Source organism: Acinetobacter sp. WA-87, assembly GCF_039938935.1.
In the GTDB taxonomy this organism is placed as follows: Bacteria; Pseudomonadota; Gammaproteobacteria; order Pseudomonadales; family Moraxellaceae; genus Acinetobacter; species Acinetobacter seifertii.
This window is the reverse complement of the sequence record NZ_JBDUVF010000001.1, coordinates 369411-385914: the sequence shown is the minus strand read 5'-3', so window position 1 is coordinate 385914 and position 16504 is coordinate 369411. Positions and strand designations below refer to the sequence as shown.

The 16504-nt window shown below is 35.1% G+C and carries 14 protein-coding genes; 5 read left to right on the top strand and 9 right to left on the bottom strand.

Features of this window, described 5'->3' with window-relative positions; all coding sequences use genetic code 11:
• Positions 1 to 334: 334 nt before the first annotated feature.
• A complete protein-coding gene (locus ABFY81_RS01850) occupies positions 335 to 2539 on the top strand; it encodes a TonB-dependent siderophore receptor (protein WP_347912906.1) in 2205 nt (734 codons plus the stop codon).
• A gap of 54 nt (positions 2540 to 2593) precedes the next feature.
• Here ABFY81_RS01850 and ABFY81_RS01845 read toward each other — a convergent pair whose 3' ends face one another.
• Positions 2594 to 4012: an aspartate ammonia-lyase gene (locus ABFY81_RS01845; protein WP_081409903.1), complete on the bottom strand. Its 1419-nt coding sequence runs from the start codon at positions 4010 to 4012 to the stop codon at positions 2594 to 2596.
• A gap of 412 nt (positions 4013 to 4424) precedes the next feature.
• On the opposite strand from ABFY81_RS01845, the gene ABFY81_RS01840 reads away from it, so the two are divergent.
• The 4 genes from ABFY81_RS01840 (at position 4425) to ABFY81_RS01825 (ending at position 7760) form a co-directional block, all read left to right on the top strand.
• Positions 4425 to 4610: a hypothetical protein gene (locus tag ABFY81_RS01840; protein WP_004701766.1), complete on the top strand. Its 186-nt coding sequence runs from the start codon at positions 4425 to 4427 to the stop codon at positions 4608 to 4610.
• A gap of 87 nt (positions 4611 to 4697) precedes the next feature.
• Positions 4698 to 4919, top strand: coding sequence for a hypothetical protein (locus ABFY81_RS01835; RefSeq protein ID WP_077164232.1), 222 nt, complete (start codon positions 4698 to 4700; stop codon positions 4917 to 4919).
• An 810-nt stretch (positions 4920 to 5729) separates the two neighbouring features.
• Entirely contained in the window at positions 5730 to 6626 is an 897-nt protein-coding gene (locus tag ABFY81_RS01830; protein ID WP_019459097.1) for a LysR substrate-binding domain-containing protein, read from the top strand.
• A 237-nt stretch (positions 6627 to 6863) separates the two neighbouring features.
• A complete protein-coding gene (locus tag ABFY81_RS01825) occupies positions 6864 to 7760 on the top strand; it encodes a LysR family transcriptional regulator (protein ID WP_004887299.1) in 897 nt (298 codons plus the stop codon).
• A 61-nt stretch (positions 7761 to 7821) separates the two neighbouring features.
• Here ABFY81_RS01825 and ABFY81_RS01820 read toward each other — a convergent pair whose 3' ends face one another.
• The 8 genes from ABFY81_RS01820 to ABFY81_RS01785 form a co-directional block, all read right to left on the bottom strand.
• On the bottom strand, positions 7822 to 8994 hold the full coding sequence (locus ABFY81_RS01820; RefSeq protein ID WP_347912905.1) for a thiolase family protein: 1173 nt from the start codon (positions 8992 to 8994) through the stop codon (positions 7822 to 7824).
• Positions 8995 to 9059: 65 nt separating this feature from the next.
• On the bottom strand, positions 9060 to 10469 hold the full coding sequence (locus ABFY81_RS01815; RefSeq protein ID WP_347912904.1) for a TIGR00366 family protein: 1410 nt from the start codon (positions 10467 to 10469) through the stop codon (positions 9060 to 9062).
• A 115-nt stretch (positions 10470 to 10584) separates the two neighbouring features.
• Entirely contained in the window at positions 10585 to 11226 is a 642-nt protein-coding gene (locus ABFY81_RS01810; RefSeq protein WP_049065394.1) for a 3-oxoacid CoA-transferase subunit B, read from the bottom strand.
• Position 11227: 1 nt separating this feature from the next.
• Positions 11228 to 11932 (bottom strand): CoA transferase subunit A, encoded by a 705-nt coding sequence (locus ABFY81_RS01805; protein WP_019459101.1) that lies wholly within the window; start codon positions 11930 to 11932, stop codon positions 11228 to 11230.
• A gap of 244 nt (positions 11933 to 12176) precedes the next feature.
• On the bottom strand, positions 12177 to 13058 hold the full coding sequence (locus tag ABFY81_RS01800; protein ID WP_347912903.1) for a LysR family transcriptional regulator: 882 nt from the start codon (positions 13056 to 13058) through the stop codon (positions 12177 to 12179).
• Positions 13059 to 13336: 278 nt separating this feature from the next.
• Positions 13337 to 14062 (bottom strand): alpha/beta hydrolase, encoded by a 726-nt coding sequence (locus ABFY81_RS01795; protein ID WP_134261685.1) that lies wholly within the window; start codon positions 14060 to 14062, stop codon positions 13337 to 13339.
• A 121-nt stretch (positions 14063 to 14183) separates the two neighbouring features.
• A complete protein-coding gene (locus ABFY81_RS01790; protein WP_134261686.1) occupies positions 14184 to 15119 on the bottom strand; it encodes a LysR family transcriptional regulator in 936 nt (311 codons plus the stop codon).
• 183 nt (positions 15120 to 15302) lie between these two features.
• Positions 15303 to 16457 carry a multidrug effflux MFS transporter gene (locus tag ABFY81_RS01785; protein WP_347913405.1) on the bottom strand — a complete coding sequence of 385 codons (1155 nt, stop codon included), beginning with the start codon at positions 16455 to 16457 and terminating at the stop codon, positions 15303 to 15305.
• Positions 16458 to 16504: the final 47 nt, after the last annotated feature.

Genomic DNA, 16504 nt, shown 5'->3' with positions numbered 1-16504 from the left:
CCAATGATCGAACATTTCCTTTCATTCAATTTGATAATGAATTGTATTTAAAATCATTGAGCTAATTTTAAAAATATATCTATTGTTAAATTTCTCCTGACTCCTCTAGTTTTGAGCTTAGTTTCATTTTTGCTATTTTGTAATACTTAAAAAGTTATAACCTCAATTTCAAAGAAAATAAAAGAAATTTATATATTGATAAGTAAGTGCATAAAAGTTGCATTAAATTCACTTAATCGAAAAAATACAGAATGTGTTGTTTCTCAATATGGGTGCCTGTATTCTTGCGTGGCTGAAAAATAGGGCACATAACCGTTTTTTAGCTTTATAAATTATGCTCGCTATGGCAGGTAACTATTCAATGGAAAGACGCGCGTTAAATCTTTACTTCATGACATGCTCTCAAACAGCATTGGCTTCATCTATTGCACTTATAAGCTCTGTAGTTTATGCAAATGAAGCGGAGGTTTCGCAGCTCCCAACCATTACTGTGAATGCCACACAAAATAGTGATGCGCTATACACCTCAAAGAAAGTTAATCTATCTGGTTTTCAAACTGGCGATGTAAAGAAAGTTCCTGCCTCCATTACAACCATTACTTCTGAGCGTCTAGCAGATCAGCACGCAAAAACACTCACCGATGTTATTAAAAATGATTCATCGCTAGGCGATGGCTACGCTGCTATTGGCTATTATCCAAACTTTGTCGCTCGTGGTTTCGCACTCGATTTAGGTTCAAGTTATCTCATTAATGGTCATAGTATACGTGGTGAGCAAAATGTTGCTTTAGAAAATAAAGAGCAAGTTGAAATCTTAAAAGGTATTTCTGCGATTCAAAGTGGAATGTCGACACCCGGTGGTGTGGTTAACTACGTGACCAAAAGACCTGCCGATATTAAAACTATTACGGTCGATGCAAATTCAGAAGGCGGCTATACACTGGCAACGGATGTAGGCGGCTTTGTTAATGACAATTTTGGTTATCGCGTTAATTTAGCACATGAAAGTATCCACCCAAACGTTGATCACGCAAATGGTAAACGTGAGTTTGGTTCAGTTGCTTTAGACTGGAAAATTAATGATCGCTCTAAATTACTGTTTGATATTGAAGCTCAGCGTCAAAGCCAACGCTCAGTACCAGGCTATCAACTGCTTGATGGACAAGAAGTACCAACAAATGTAGATCAAGACCGTTTATTGGGTTATCAGTCTTGGAGTAAGCCTGTTGTAAATAACAGTGTAAATGCGAGTTTAAAGTATCAATATGCATTTAATGATCAATGGAATGGTAGCTTAAGTGCATCACAAAGCCGTGTTGTGATTGATGATAATAGTGCTTTCCCATGGGGATGTTATAGCAGCATTTGTGAAGTTACTGGCTTGGGCAATACTTTTGATAAACACGGTAATTATGATATTTACGATTTTCGTAGTCCAGATGACACACGCATTACTAACCAGTTTGCAGCTGGGTTAAATGGTGGATTCAACACTGGCAACATTCAGCATCAAGTAGCTTTCGAATTACAACGTACTTATAAAACCTTAAAGCACCATACACCACTGAATGTAGCTGTAGGAACAGGCAATATCTATGAAGATACGATTGACTACAATCCTTCATCGGAAAGTCCAGGTGATCGTTACAAAGCCCTAGAAAGCGATCAAACTGCACTTACTGTATCTGACCGAGTTCAATTTAATGATCAGTGGTCAACTTTATTCGGTGGGAAACTTATTCACCTTGATGAGCAAGCTTATAATTCAGATGGGCAGCAAAGCCGTGATACGGATTTAAACAAATTCTTGCCACAATTAGCGCTCATGTATAGCCCAACTACTACAACTAATCTTTATGCTTCATATGCTAAAGGTTTATCAGATGGTGGTGAAGCACCATGGTTTGCTAATAATGCTTTAGAAGTTCTATCACCTAAAAACTCTGAACAATATGAACTTGGAGTTAAACAACAGATACACAACTTCTTGGTAACAGCAGCTATTTTTGATTTAAAACAAGATAATCAATATAGCAAAGTAAATGCAGATGGAACTTTCGATTTTGTTGAACAAGGTGAGCAACACAATCAAGGTATTGAGTTAGGTTTAACGGGTGCCTTAACCGATACACTCGATGTAAGTTCAGGTGTTACCTATACCAAATCTCGTCTTGTTGATATTGATACTGACAACTACAAAGGTCATCAGACTCAAAATGTACCGAAAATCCGCGCAACTGCGCAGCTATCTTATAAAGTTCCTTCTGTTGAAGGATTACGATTACTGAGTGGTATGCAATACAGCAGCAGTAAATATGCAAATAAAGAGGCAACGGCAAAAGTAGGTGGGTACAGTGTCTTTAATATTGGTGCTGCCTATAAAACAAATTTTGCTGGGCATGACACAACTTTTAGACTCAATATTGATAACTTATTTAATAAGAAATATTGGCGTGATGTAGGGGCATTTATGGGTGATGACTATTTATTCTTAGGTAATCCACGTATAGCCCAGTTCTCTACAACGTTTAGTTTTTAAAAATTATGGAAAAATAAAAAGGAGCTTTAAAAGCTCCTTTTTATTTTTCAGGAATTAAGCCGACATTTTTGGTTTAACCATATTATTAATCGACAAGATATCATCAAGCACTTGAGTTGATAATAAACCTTCTTTTTGAACTAAAGCCAATACGCTTTGTCCAGTTTCGTTTGCAGTTTTAGCAATACGAGTTGTAGTTTCATAACCCAAATATGGGTTGAGTGCAGTCACAATACCAATTGAGTTTTCAACTAAAGCTTTACAGTGTTCAGGATTCGCTGTAATCGTATCAATACACTTGCTTTGGAACATTGCCATTGCTCTACCAAGTAAGTCCATAGATTCAAATAGTTTGAATGCAATAAGCGGTTCCATTGCATTTAACTGTAGTTGGCCTGCTTCAGCAGCTAAAGTTACAGCCAAATCGTTTGCAATAATTTGGAAGCAAGCAAGGTTCATCGCTTCAGGAATAACAGGGTTTACTTTACCCGGCATGATCGAGCTACCCGGTTGACGCGCTTCTAAGTTAATTTCATTAATGCCAGTACGTGGGCCACTTGAAAGTAAACGCAAGTCATTAGCAATTTTTGAAAGTTTCGTAGCAGTACGTTTTAATAAACCAGATAAAAGAACAAAGTCACCCATATCTGAAGTTGCTTCAATTAAATCTGGAGCTGACTTAATTTTCTTATCAGAGATTTTTGCAAGTGCCTGAATAGCCAGTTCACGGTAATTATATTCCGTCGTAATTCCCGTACCAATCGCTGTACCACCAAGGTTCATATAAGCTAAAACATTTGGAATAAGCGTATTAATTTGCTCAAGATCTTTTTGCAGCGTAACTGCAAATGCAGCAAACTCCTGACCTAAAGTCATAGGTACAGCGTCTTGTAATTGAGTACGGCCCATTTTTAAAATGTGTGCAAACTCTTGAGATTTGTTAAGAAAACTTAAAATTAAATTGTTAAATGGAAGATTTAACTCATCTAAGCTTAATAGCAGACCTAAACGGATTGCAGTAGGGTATACGTCATTTGTTGACTGCGACATATTAATGTCGTTATTTGGATGCAAGTATTGATATTGCCCTTTAGAATGGCCCATATATTCCAAAGCAACATTTGCCAATACTTCATTTGCATTCATATTAGTTGAAGTACCAGCACCGCCTTGCATCATGTCGATTGGGAACTGGTCATGGAAATTACCACGAATAAGCTGATTACAGCTGTATTCAATTGCTTCGAATTTAGTTTGATCTAGGTTTTTAAGATTATAGTTTGCTTCAGCACAAGCTAGTTTAACCATAGCTAATGCTTTAATTAAATTAGGAAAATTTCCAACTTTGCTATTTGTTAAGTTGAAATTTTCTAAAGCACGTAATGTTTGAACTCCGTAATAATGGTCATTGTTGATTTCTCGATGACCAATAAGATCCTTCTCAATACGGGTAGTAATATCAGCGTTCATCATTAAACTTCGATTCATTAAAGATGATTCATCTTAGAATTCGAAATGCTTCACTTCTAATGCATTTATTAAACCAATTATGCATTTTTTGCATATCAAAAAATGAGTTAAGCTAAAATGAATAGTTAAAAATTGAATAGATCAATAGACTTAATTTCTATTAATATTTAATTATTTCAAATAATTATATTCATGGTTGATGTGCAGAATTGTAAAAATGATTACGTCAATTGAGTGTTTTAAATATGGTTAGGCCATAATTTTTTTTTAAAAAACAGTAAATTTAATTGAAATTTCATGTGAATATTAATTTTAAAGAATAAATAATGAGCTTTGTTTAATAAATTTTAATAAAATTGTGATGTATTTCACATAAAAATACATATAATACAGAAAATTTTGATTTATTAAGTTTATGTTAAAAGTAACTGCTGGATTATTAATATTGGGAAGTTTTGCTTGCTATCTTCTTTGGGGCACTGAAGAAAAAGCTGAAACCAAAAGTTCACACATGCTTAAAGAGGCTGAGCAATCAATAAAAAATGCTGAGCTATCCATTCAAAAAGCAAAGCAAAATATTCCAACTGCATCGTATCGATGAGTTATAGCTTGAGATTGTTGTCTATTAAATAATCTCTTGATTCAAAATTATTGAGATGTAAGCGCTGTAAGAGACAAATGCATGAGAATGAAGTTTATTGCATATGACCCTAATTCTGGTGAAAAATTAAGCTTAAAAGAGCATGTTCATCACATGGATAAATATACAACTTATGTTTTTTTTAGCGATGAAAAAGACAACATGGTATTTAATCCACAAAAAAAACAAATATTTGAAATTAGTCAATATACTGCAAATATGATGGTTGAAATTTCAAGAAAATTATACTACTTGATTGGAGAGTATTAGTTTGCTTTGAATATCTCCTTTGTCCATAAAGTCATTATTGTGAATGATGACTTTATAAGTTCAAAATAAGCAAATCGATACTTTAGTATAATAGTCGGAATTGAATTTTCACCTTATACTCTTTATAAATATTGTATGAAATACAATTAATTATTATCACTACATAGAACTTGAAAATAAGTTGTAGTAATTATTCATTAAATTTATTTTTACTTTATAAGTTATTGTAAGAGTAAATAAAACATTCTTATTTCTTGGTGAAATAAAAATGGAAAAAGTTGTTTAATCAGATTTTATGATTGCTCTTAAAGTTGAATAGTGTACTAATTTAATAGCATCAAAATTTAGTCAATAACTTAACAATGGGTTATTGAAACAGTTCATAGTCCGCATTCTTCCCCAAGGTGCGGACTTTTTTTATCCAAATTTTACTTCATTCCTGAAGCTATATTCTTTATAAAAAATGGTTAAATAAAAGCCTATAGTTATTTCTAAAACTTATTTGGTTGAACTGAATTATTTATTTTTCTGATGTTATTTTATTCATTGATTTCAAAATTTTTTTTTATTAGATCGTAGTTATGTTCATCTCTTAACGTGTTAAAACAAAACCTATTATTCTCTTATCTTGTTTTCTATGTCAGAATTATTAAATACTTCATTTTCATAGTTTGGCATTGTCCAATCTTTTCTCGCATTTTTGCAGGTACTCCCTATGTTTTACCATTTTTATTCATCTCTACATTTATTCATACGACTTCCCAAAAATATCAATTAATAAAATTATAAATATAAAAGGGAATAGATAAGATGAATTTAGAAGTTCGCTGGGTAGAGGATCTCCTCACTCTAGAGCGTGAACGCTCAATTTCAAAAGCAGCAGAGAAAAGGTTCATTAGCCAATCTGCCTTTACTCGAAGAATTCAGCAAATTGAAGAAATGATTGGTGCTGAAGTCATTATTAGAAACAATAAGAACAATATCGAATTTACAGACATTGGACGAATTTTGTTGGTAATGTCTAAAAATATTGAAAAGCAAGTCGAGGAGACCGCAAAACTCATTAAAAATATTAAAAATGAAACTGAATCTACTATTCGTTTTTGTGTTGTTCACTCACTAGCTTCAGGTTTTTTAACAACATTTTTAAAGAAATTTCCTACTCTTATTCGTGATTTAAAAATTGAAATTGTCGCAACGAATAGTGGAGAAGGCCTGTCTTTGTTAAAAGAAGGTGCCTGTGATTTCATGATTTGCTATGCAGATAAAAGCAATATTAGAAAAGTCGGAGATGATATTTTAAGTGGTATTAAAATTGCCGAGACAGTTATTGTTCCTGTTTCTGCTACAGAACCTGACCATAGCCCTAAACATACAATACAAAGCAATTTTGCATTGCTTGCTTATAGCAAACATGCTTACTTAAGAAAATTGGTAGACCAACTGATAGAAGGTAAACTTGTTTATAAAACGTTATATGAAACGGACAATGCAACTAACTTAAAAGAACTGGTTTTACAAGGTTTAGGGGTTGCATGGATTCCGAAAATTAACGTTGAAGAAGACCTTGCAGCTGGAAAATTAGTTATTTTAGATCAGCAAGAATATTGCCTCGCACAAGATATTTATATCTTTAAAAATAATTTGAGCGATAATAAATCGGTACAACAAATATGGAATGGTTTTAAAGCCCAGCAAGAACAATAACGCATACTCATTCGCAAGATGAAGTACACGATATTTATATATAAATTAATCAAATAAGTAGATTATGCTTGGGTCTTCATGATGAAAGGCATGATAAAGCATTGCCCCTCATCTAAGTTCTTTGCTAATTTAGAGTAAATTTCAATAAGTCAAAAGTAGGGCATAGGAATCTTTCTATCATTTATACCTGCTTTTGAACTTATTTCACTGGATTATTGAGTCCAAGCGGAGACAATTTTGTTTGATCTAGACAGTAGATTATTAAATATTTTTTATCATATTTATCGGTTCAAAAGTGTTTCAATGGCTGCAGATGCTATTGGTTTAACACAGCCGAGTGTAAGTAATGGTCTAAACAAAATTCGCCAACATTTTAATGATCCATTGTTTATTCGAGTTGGAAATGAAATGATTCCGACTGAACTTGCAAAGCAGATTTTTCCTCTGATTAGTGAAGTGATTGATAAAGTTGAAAGTATTAATAACTTTAATGTGAACTTTGATCCGCTAACGTCAGATCAGCTGTTTACCATTGCAATGACTGATGTATCACATTTGGTTTTATTGCCTCAGTTAACTAACTATTTAAAAGAAAAAGCACCTCTCATTCGTTTAAATATTAGACCAATTACGCCAGAAACCAGTTATCAAATGGCAAATGGTGAAATTGATTTGGCGATAGGTTTCTTGCCACAATTAGAAGAAGGTTTTTATCAGCAGAAGTTTTTCCGTCAACACTATGTCGTGATTAGCTCGAAAAGCCATCCGCGTTTAGATCCAAATAATTTTACTCTAGAAGATTACATGCGTGAATATCATATCGATATTGATGCAGGTATTGGGCATTATCACATTAAAAATGAGCTACAAAATAAAGGGTTGGATCGAAATATTTTAATTCGCTTACCAAGTTACTTAGGTGTAGGTTTAGTTGTTCAGGAAACAGATGCGATTGCCACTGTTCCATATTATTTAAGCCAAGTTTTATTGGTTAGAGAGAACTTACAAATTTTACCTGCACCGCTTGATTTTCCAACTTATGACGTTAAGCAACATTGGCATATGTCTTGCCACCATAAGAGTAGTCATAAATGGTTCCGTCAAACTTGTTATGAGCTATTTAAAACAGCTTAAGAATTTTATTTATAAAAAAGAAGATGTAAGGAAAGTCCTTACATCTTCTTTTATTTTTTAATTAGATTTCAATTGCAACAGCAGTTGCTTCACCGCCACCAATACATAGGGCTGCAACCCCTTTCTTTTTACCTAAGCGTTTTAATGCATAAATGAGAGAAAGAATAATTCTTGAACCTGTAGCGCCAATTGGATGACCTAACGCGCAAGCGCCACCATGTACGTTAACTTTTGCTTCATCTATTCCTAGCTCATGAATTGGTGCCATTGCTACCATTGCAAAAGCTTCATTAATTTCCCAAGCATCTACTTCATCAACTGACCAACCAGCACGCTCAATCACTTTTTGAATCGCACTGATTGGAGCAATCGTAAATTCGCTTGGATGCTGTGAGTGAGTAGAAGTTGCAACAATTTTTGCTAAAGTATTTAAACCCTGGCTTTGAGCATATTCTTCAGTAGTAAGTACTAATGCAGCAGCACCATCAGAAATTGAGCTTGAGTTTGCAGCTGTAATTGTACCGTCCTTACTAAAAGCGGGACGTAGAGTTGGAATTTTCTCAAGATTTGCTTTTAATGGTTGCTCATCTTGATCAACAACTTCCACACCTTTACGTGTTTTTACTTCAACAGGAACAATCTCTTCTTTGAAATAACCTTCTGTAATGGCAGTTTGCGCTTTTTTAAGTGAAGAAATCGCAAAGTTATCCATTTGCTCACGGGTAAAGCCTTTGGTGTTTGCCATGTCTTGAGCAAAAGAACCCATTAAACGGCCTGTTTCAGCATCTTCAAGGCCATCTAAAAACATATGGTCCTTAATTTCGCCGTGGCCCATACGGTAACCACCGCGAGCTTTCGGCAAAATATAAGGTGCATTTGTCATAGATTCCATGCCACCAGCCACAATAATATTGGCACTGCCTGCTTTTAAGGTATCCGATGCCATTAATACAGCTTTCATAGCAGAGCCGCAAAGCTTGTTTATGGTCACAGCTCCGACATGATCAGGTACACCAGCTTTACGCATAGCTTGGCGAGCAGGGCCTTGACCAATACCAGCACTCAATACACAACCGAAAATAACTTCATCTACTTGTTCAGGTTTAACACCTGCACGTTGAATAGATTCACGGATGACAGCAGCGCCAAGATCTGGAGCGGTTAGAGAAGATAAACTACCCTGAAAACCACCCATTGCCGTACGGCTACCTGAAACTATAACTATTGAACTCATCTTAATATCTCTTATTGGTGTTTTTGCTAAATTTGCCTTTAGCCTAAACCAAAGGCGCCACTAAATTAAAAAGTTGGAGGTGTATAGCTGAGTGTTCTTCCAAAGAACCACAGCAAGAATAAAACTAATGGAAAATGCACAACGAGCTGAGTGACTGTAAACCCAATCACATCTTTTGCTTTTAGTTTTAAAATGCCTAACATTGGAAGCATAAAGAATGGATTGATTAAGTTTGGTAAAGCTTCGGCTGCATTATAAATTTGTACAGACCAACCCAAATGAACCTTTAAATCATTTGCTGCTTGCATGACATATGGGGCTTCAATAATCCATTTTCCACCACCTGACGGTACAAAGAATCCAAGTACAGCAGAGTAGACCCCCATCACAATTGCGAAGGTTTCTTTTGAAGCGATTGAAACGAAAAACTCAGCTATATAATGCGACAGCGATAAATCTTGACTGTTTAAAGCTTGCGTCATAATAAAAGCGATACTTCCATACAGAGGGAACTGAATTAAGATTCCTGATACAGCTGGAACTGCCTTTGAAACAGCATTTAAAAAGTTTCGTGGTGTGCCATGTAATGCTAACCCAAGCATTAAAAACACAAAGTTGTAGGTGTTTAAACTTGAAATCGCAATAATTGGATTACTTTTTGAAAATTCAAAAAACATCCAGATTAAGCCCAATGTGACTACAATAATCGTTAAGATAGGCGAGTTTTCCAACCAATCACCCGGACGCGTTGATTTCTCCTCATGTGGTTTGTCTTCTTCAAACTGCACATCAAAACTATCAATCGTTTTAACATTATTGCCTTTTGGAGCTGAAAAATATGCAATGGCGATTGAAACAATCACCAAAATAATGGTCATCGCAATTGATTGCCAAAGGAAAATAGTTTGGGTAAATGGAATAACACCAGTCAGGTTGTAAATTGATTCAGGTAAGCTACTTTTATTTGCCTGAAGCTGTGCTGCTGAAGAACTGATTCCTAGTGCCCAAGTTGCACCCATACCAATGATTGCTGCCGCAGCCGCTGCGCGGTAATCCATATTCAGCTCTTTACGTTTTGCTAATGCAATCACTAAAAGCGCTGTAAGGATTGTACTAACAGCCCAATTGACTAGTGAAATTAATAAGCTGACAGTTGCTACCAAAACAATGGCACCGCGACCAGAACTTGGAATACGTGCCATTTTTTGGATGATGTATTTGACGGGTTTAGATACAGAAACGACATAACCTACAATAATGAGCATGGTCATTTGTAGGGTAAAGGGAATAAGACTCCAAAAACCGTTACCAAAAGAAGTTGCTACATCGTGAATTGGGGCACCAATACCCAAAGCGGCAACAGACACAATAATGACGCCGAGTAATGCAAAAATATATGAATCAGGAAACCATTTTTCAGACCAATCACTAATCCGAAGAGCAAATCTTTCAAAAATTCCTTGCTGTTTTTCCATAGCTGAAAAATCCTTCTCGTTCTTATTTATAAACAGCACATCCGGTGCTTAAAAGGGCTAAGACTCAAGCTCACTTTCTAACTTGAGTCCTGTACAGCTAACTAAATCTTAGAATTTACGCGACTAAGGTTTTATAAAACTCGACACCTGTAGCAGCTTGAATTTGTTCAAGCGAGACATCTTTAGCAAGTTCAATCAGCTCTACGCCTTGTGGGGTGATATCCATTACACCTAAGTCAGTAATGACTCGATGAACCACGCCTTTACCTGTTAAAGGTAAACTACAGTTTTTTACGATTTTTGGCGTACCATCTTTTGCACAGTGTTCCATAAGCACTACAACTTTTTGGACACCAACAACCAAGTCCATTGCGCCGCCCATACCTTTAACTTTCTTACCTGGAATCATCCAGTTAGCCAAGTCACCATTTTCAGAAACCTCCATTGCCCCTAAAATTGCAATGTTGACATGACCACCACGGATCATGGCAAAAGATTCAGAGCTTGAGAAAAATGCAGCACCAGCGCGAGCAGTAACCGTTTGTTTACCAGCGTTAATTAAATCAGCATCAACAGTTTCTTCTGTTGGGAACTCACCAATACCTAATAGACCATTTTCAGACTGAAGCCAAACATTAATATTTTCTGGAATATAGTTAGCAACAAGGGTAGGTAAGCCAATACCTAAATTGACATAAAAACCGTCTTTAAGTTCTTTTGCAGCACGTTGTGCCATTTCGTTACGTGACCAAGCCATTTTATACTGCCTCCGTGCTTAAAGTTTTATGCTCAATACGTTTTTCAGGTGATGCATTCAGTACAATGCGGTTTACATAGATACCCGGCAAATGGATTTCATCCGGATCTAATTCACCAATTTCAACCACTTGTTCCACTTCTGCGATTGTAATTTTTCCAGCCATCGCACATTCAGGGTTAAAATTTTGAGCAGTTTTACGGAATACTAAATTACCTGCTTTATCTGCCTTATATGCTTTTACAAGAGCAACATCAGCTGTTAAAGATTCTTCTAGAATGTAGTTTTTGCCATGAAAAGTACGTTCTTCTTTACCTTCCGCAATAAGGGTACCTACACCAGTTTGAGTATAAAATGCAGGAATCCCAGCACCGCCAGCACGTAACTTTTCAGCTAAAGTGCCTTGTGGTGTAAGCTCCACATCAAGTTCACCATTTAAATATTGGCGTTCAAACTCTTTGTTTTCACCAACATAAGAAGAAATCATTTTTTTGATTTGTTTGGTTTTAAGCAAAATGCCTAAACCAAAATCATCTACGCCTGCATTATTTGAAATACAAGTTAGACCAGTTACACCACTTTGCTTAACTGCAACAATTAGTTTTTCAGGAATTCCGCATAAACCAAAACCGCCTACAGCGAGTGTTTGATTATCTGCAATAACATCTTTCAGTGCTGCCTCTGCATTGGCATAAACTTTATTCATTCTGTTGTTTTCCTATATCCCTTAGTAATTTAGTTTTAACATCACAATTTGCGTTATAGAAGTTAATTTTTTTAAAGGATTAATAAGTATAATCAATGAATAGTATCAAATTTATAACAAGAGATCAGTTTTTCACTAAGTAAAAAACTTTAAAAAATAATCTTAATTTATTGAAAAATATCATAATTAATTAATTTTTATTAAACATGAGCGAAACCAACCCTAAAACACAGTATTTAATTTTTTAAAATTTATATTGAACTAATGCCTCGATAAATTGAGTAGAAATATTTGAAATTTCAAAGTTCTTCTTATAAACAATTCCCACAGTCTTATGAATAGCTTCATCCTTTAACTCAATCAACACGTTATGTTCTTTATCAATGTGTTTGGAAAAATGTCTTGGAATTGCACTTACTCCAATTCCATAAGCCACAAAACTTGAAAGTGATGAAATTTGATGACATTCTACTTTTAAATCGAGCGTTATATTATTTCGCAAACAATTTTGCTCAACTAAATAACGAACAATTGAAGGTTTTTGTAAGGTCACGAATGGATTTGAACAAAGCTCATGCCATGTAATAGAAGATGATTGAGCAAGTGGATGAGTTTTAGGTAATAACGCTAAGAAATCTTCTTCAAACAGAGGCTTAAACTCTAAGCCTTCGGTAAGATCTGGTTCAAAACAGATACCAAGCTCAAAAATACCATCTTGTACTTTTTCTATAATGGTCTCATTTGGAATATCGTGAATTGAAAAATTAAGATTGGGATGAACAGCTAAAAACTGGTGAATTACTTCAGGTAAAATGGCATGAGTCACAAAGGGCATAGATGCAATACTTAAAGTTCCCCGATTAAGTTTAAAGCGTTGTTTAACATCATTTTCCATCTCATCCCAATTGGCGAGTAACTTTTTCGCATAGGGAATAAGAGATTTACCTTCCTGTGTAAGCTCAACACGGCGTGTATTACGGTTAAAGAGTTTACCGCCTAACTCTTCTTCTAAACTTTTGATGGTAAGACTTAAGGCAGATTGGCTTAGATGTAGCTCTAAAGAAGCATTGGCATAGTTGAGAGTACGTGCAAGAGCCAAAAAAGCTTTTAATTGTTTCAGCGTCATTTCTTACCTTTAGATTACTCAACTTACCTTGAAGAGTAATTTATACGAAAATTTGCCTAAAATTATGTTTTTTGAAAAAATTATGAAAAATAAAAATCATGAACTTATTTGATAGAGAACAAACTGTAGGATAGTAAAGAACAAGTAATAAAGCTAATTTTCTAACGAGGATTTTAGCTTTCTGTACATGCTTATTAATATATATCACTAATATTATTAAGACCAAGTATGCAAGATTTATGTGTCGAAGCCCTTTGAAGAGAGCTTCTTCTAAATATTTACATTTGATATTTTTTCAGGAATTTTTTTATTTCAAGAGAGTATTTGAAAGGGTGTGAAAATCGAAACATATGACCCGTACGCTTGATAATCACTTCTTCTGAGTTTTTAATATTCTTTAAAAGAGTTTTAGAAGCTTCTTCTCCAATTAGCTTGTCTTCATCAGGTGTAAGAATTAATGTGGGTACTAAAATGTTTCCTAAGAGAGAGATATAGTTGATTTCTTCAATTGATTGAATACGATTGATATACGCTTTGTGAGGCGTGGATTTAATAAATAAATCTCTACTTAGATTTGTTGACCAGGGTATTTCTCCCTCTTTATCAAAAGATGAAGCGAGCTCTGCAGCATGAAATCGAAGTGTTAGTTGTCGATAAAATGGACCTGAAAAGAAAGGGGCAAGCATTGATAAAAATTTGAGTAGTGGAGAAGTAATCGGACTTTTAGCAAAACCGCCAGAAATGACCAAACCTGTTAAACCTTTTGGTTGACGTATTGCAACAGCAATTGCTGCTATAGCACCATAAGAATCACCAACTATAACGTAATTATCTAGATCTATTACTTGGTCTATAATGAAATCAGCTAATTCTTCTATTTTATTAATATCATTCGGTAAATAAAAAGTGCGCATATTATAATTTTTTAATTCAGTAAGTTGGTTAAGTTGCCACGCTGCTCCTGAGAAGCAAGGAATCATGACTAGGGTTGGCTGGTTATTCATGAATTACTCCAATAATTTATATAATCGTATTAGAGTGATTCTAATCAGCTGAAATTATGATCTCTAATGGCATTCATTCATTGAATGCATGCATAAAATTAATAATTAAAAAAAGAATTTTTTAACTGGCTGATTGCGCTGATATTAGTGTGTTTGTAATCCATTCGATCATAGGTTCATTAATCCTATCTCTCGATCGAATAATATAAACCTCCCAAGTTGGTAATACCAAAGGTAGCTCAAAAATGCTCAATTGAGCAGTCTCTTGTAATTTTAATGCTACTCGCTCGGCTATTACTGCTATTGAATCTGAACTACCAACTAAGAATGGTACAGCCAAAAAACTAGGACAAATTACGCTAATTTTGCGTGTAAGGTTATGAGTTTTTAGTACTTCATCTACAATTCCTCGTATATCTCCATTCGGTGAGACTAAGATATGCGGAAATTTGATAAAATTATTGATATCTATGTACTTTTTGTTGTCGCGCTTGATTAAAGCTGGGTGATTTTTACGAGCAATCCCTACAAATCTTTCCTGATGGACAAATTGGCAGTCTAAACGCTGGGGGATTTGAAAAAAAGATCCTGAGCCAATTACAATATCAATATCTCCATTATCTAACATGCTTAAAGCTGATTCACTATTAGCTTGTTTTAATTTCAAAACTATATCAGGAGCAGCCTTCTGAAGCTTAGCAAATGCAGGATTGATAACTGTTAATATTGCATGGTCAGTAACTGCCACTACAAGGGGCCTCTTTAAGTTCATTGGATCGAATTGCCCTCTAGGAGTAGCAACTTGTCTTATTAATTCAAGAGCTGTTTTTACTTGCGGCATTAATTCAACTGTTAGTGGAGTAGGCTCTATTCCTTTAGGGTTACGAATGAATAAAGGATCCTCTAGAGTATTACGTAGCCTTGATAAAGCATGGCTAGTTGCAGATTGTGTTATATGCAAGCTTTCTGCCGCACGGCCAACGTGTCTTTCATTCCATAAAGCTTCAAGTACAACCAGAAGATTAAGATCAAAGCGAGTAAGATCCAAAGATTTCATAGCTTGTAAACCAAAAGTTGAATTTAAAAAATTTAAGCTATACAGAATTTGAAATAAGTACGCTTAATGCTTTCATAGTGTTTTAAACTTATATTACTCTTATTAGAGTTCATACTAGAATGCTTTCAATAGATATACTTTAAATCTAAAAAATAAATGATTATATCTAGTTAAATATTTCAATTAACTCGACTCTAGCTTTGGCTGCAGAAGTAAGGCTACCGATGTACAGACTGTAAGAACAAAGCCTAACTGTTGTACTAAACCAGAAAGTCCGAGCATACAACCCAACAGTAAATAATAAGTTAAACCGAATAACGCGCCAGCTTTTCCTGCTTGTTCTCGATAATGACACAATGCCCGACTAAGTATGTTTGGGATGGCAATACCATAGGCTAGAACGACTCCAGCCATCGGAATCAAGATCCATACAGTTGTTTGTAATATCCAAGCAATCATGCTTGATAACATTGTGATGTAACAAGCATGTCTTACCAATATTTCTGGTTCTATATTTGAGGCAAGTAGCTTTCGATTTAGTAAACTACCCATAAGAGAAGAGATTGCTAATAATAATCCTGTCCAGCCAAATTTTTCTGAACTCCAGCCAAGTTGATTAAAAAGAAATGGGGCAAGGCTGTAATAACTGAAAATCATTGTATTAAACAAGGCAATTAGCATGGCATTTTGCCAAAGCGAATTATCAAGGAACATGCGGGCAGCTAATGTTCGTATGCTAGTGTGAGTTATCGGGTGAGACTGAGTTTCAGGAAGAAAAGCAGCACTTAGTATTAACAATAGTATGGCAAGTAAAAATAAGGCGATAAATACCCCCATATAACCCCATTGACTTACTAACCAGCCTCCACTTACTAAACCAAAAACCGGGCTTATAGCTAGTGCGGCTCCCATAAAGGAAAATACACTTGCTAGTTTTGTCGATTCATAACTGTCCCGAAGCATGGTTTGTACTACAACAGACCCAGCGGCAGCGCCAAAAGCTGAAATCATACGGGCGAATAACAAAATTTTGAAATTTACTGTTGTAATAGCTAATAATGTCCCAGCCCCATAACAGATAAGTCCTAACATCATGGCAGAGCGGCGACCAATTTGGTCACTTAACCATCCCCATAACCCTACACCTATAGCAAAAGCGATGAAATAAACTGAAAGCGTCTGAGCTACCTGTTTACGATTAACTTCAAATGTGTGGGAAATGTAAGGTAGTGCCGGGCTGTATATGGTTTCAACTAATTGAGGGAACATAATCAGAAGTGTTAAAAGCCACAAGGGTGGACGATGTATGGCATTCATGAAATGTCTTAATAAATGAATATTAAAGGTTATTATTCTTGAAAGATAAAAGTCTGATTATCATAATA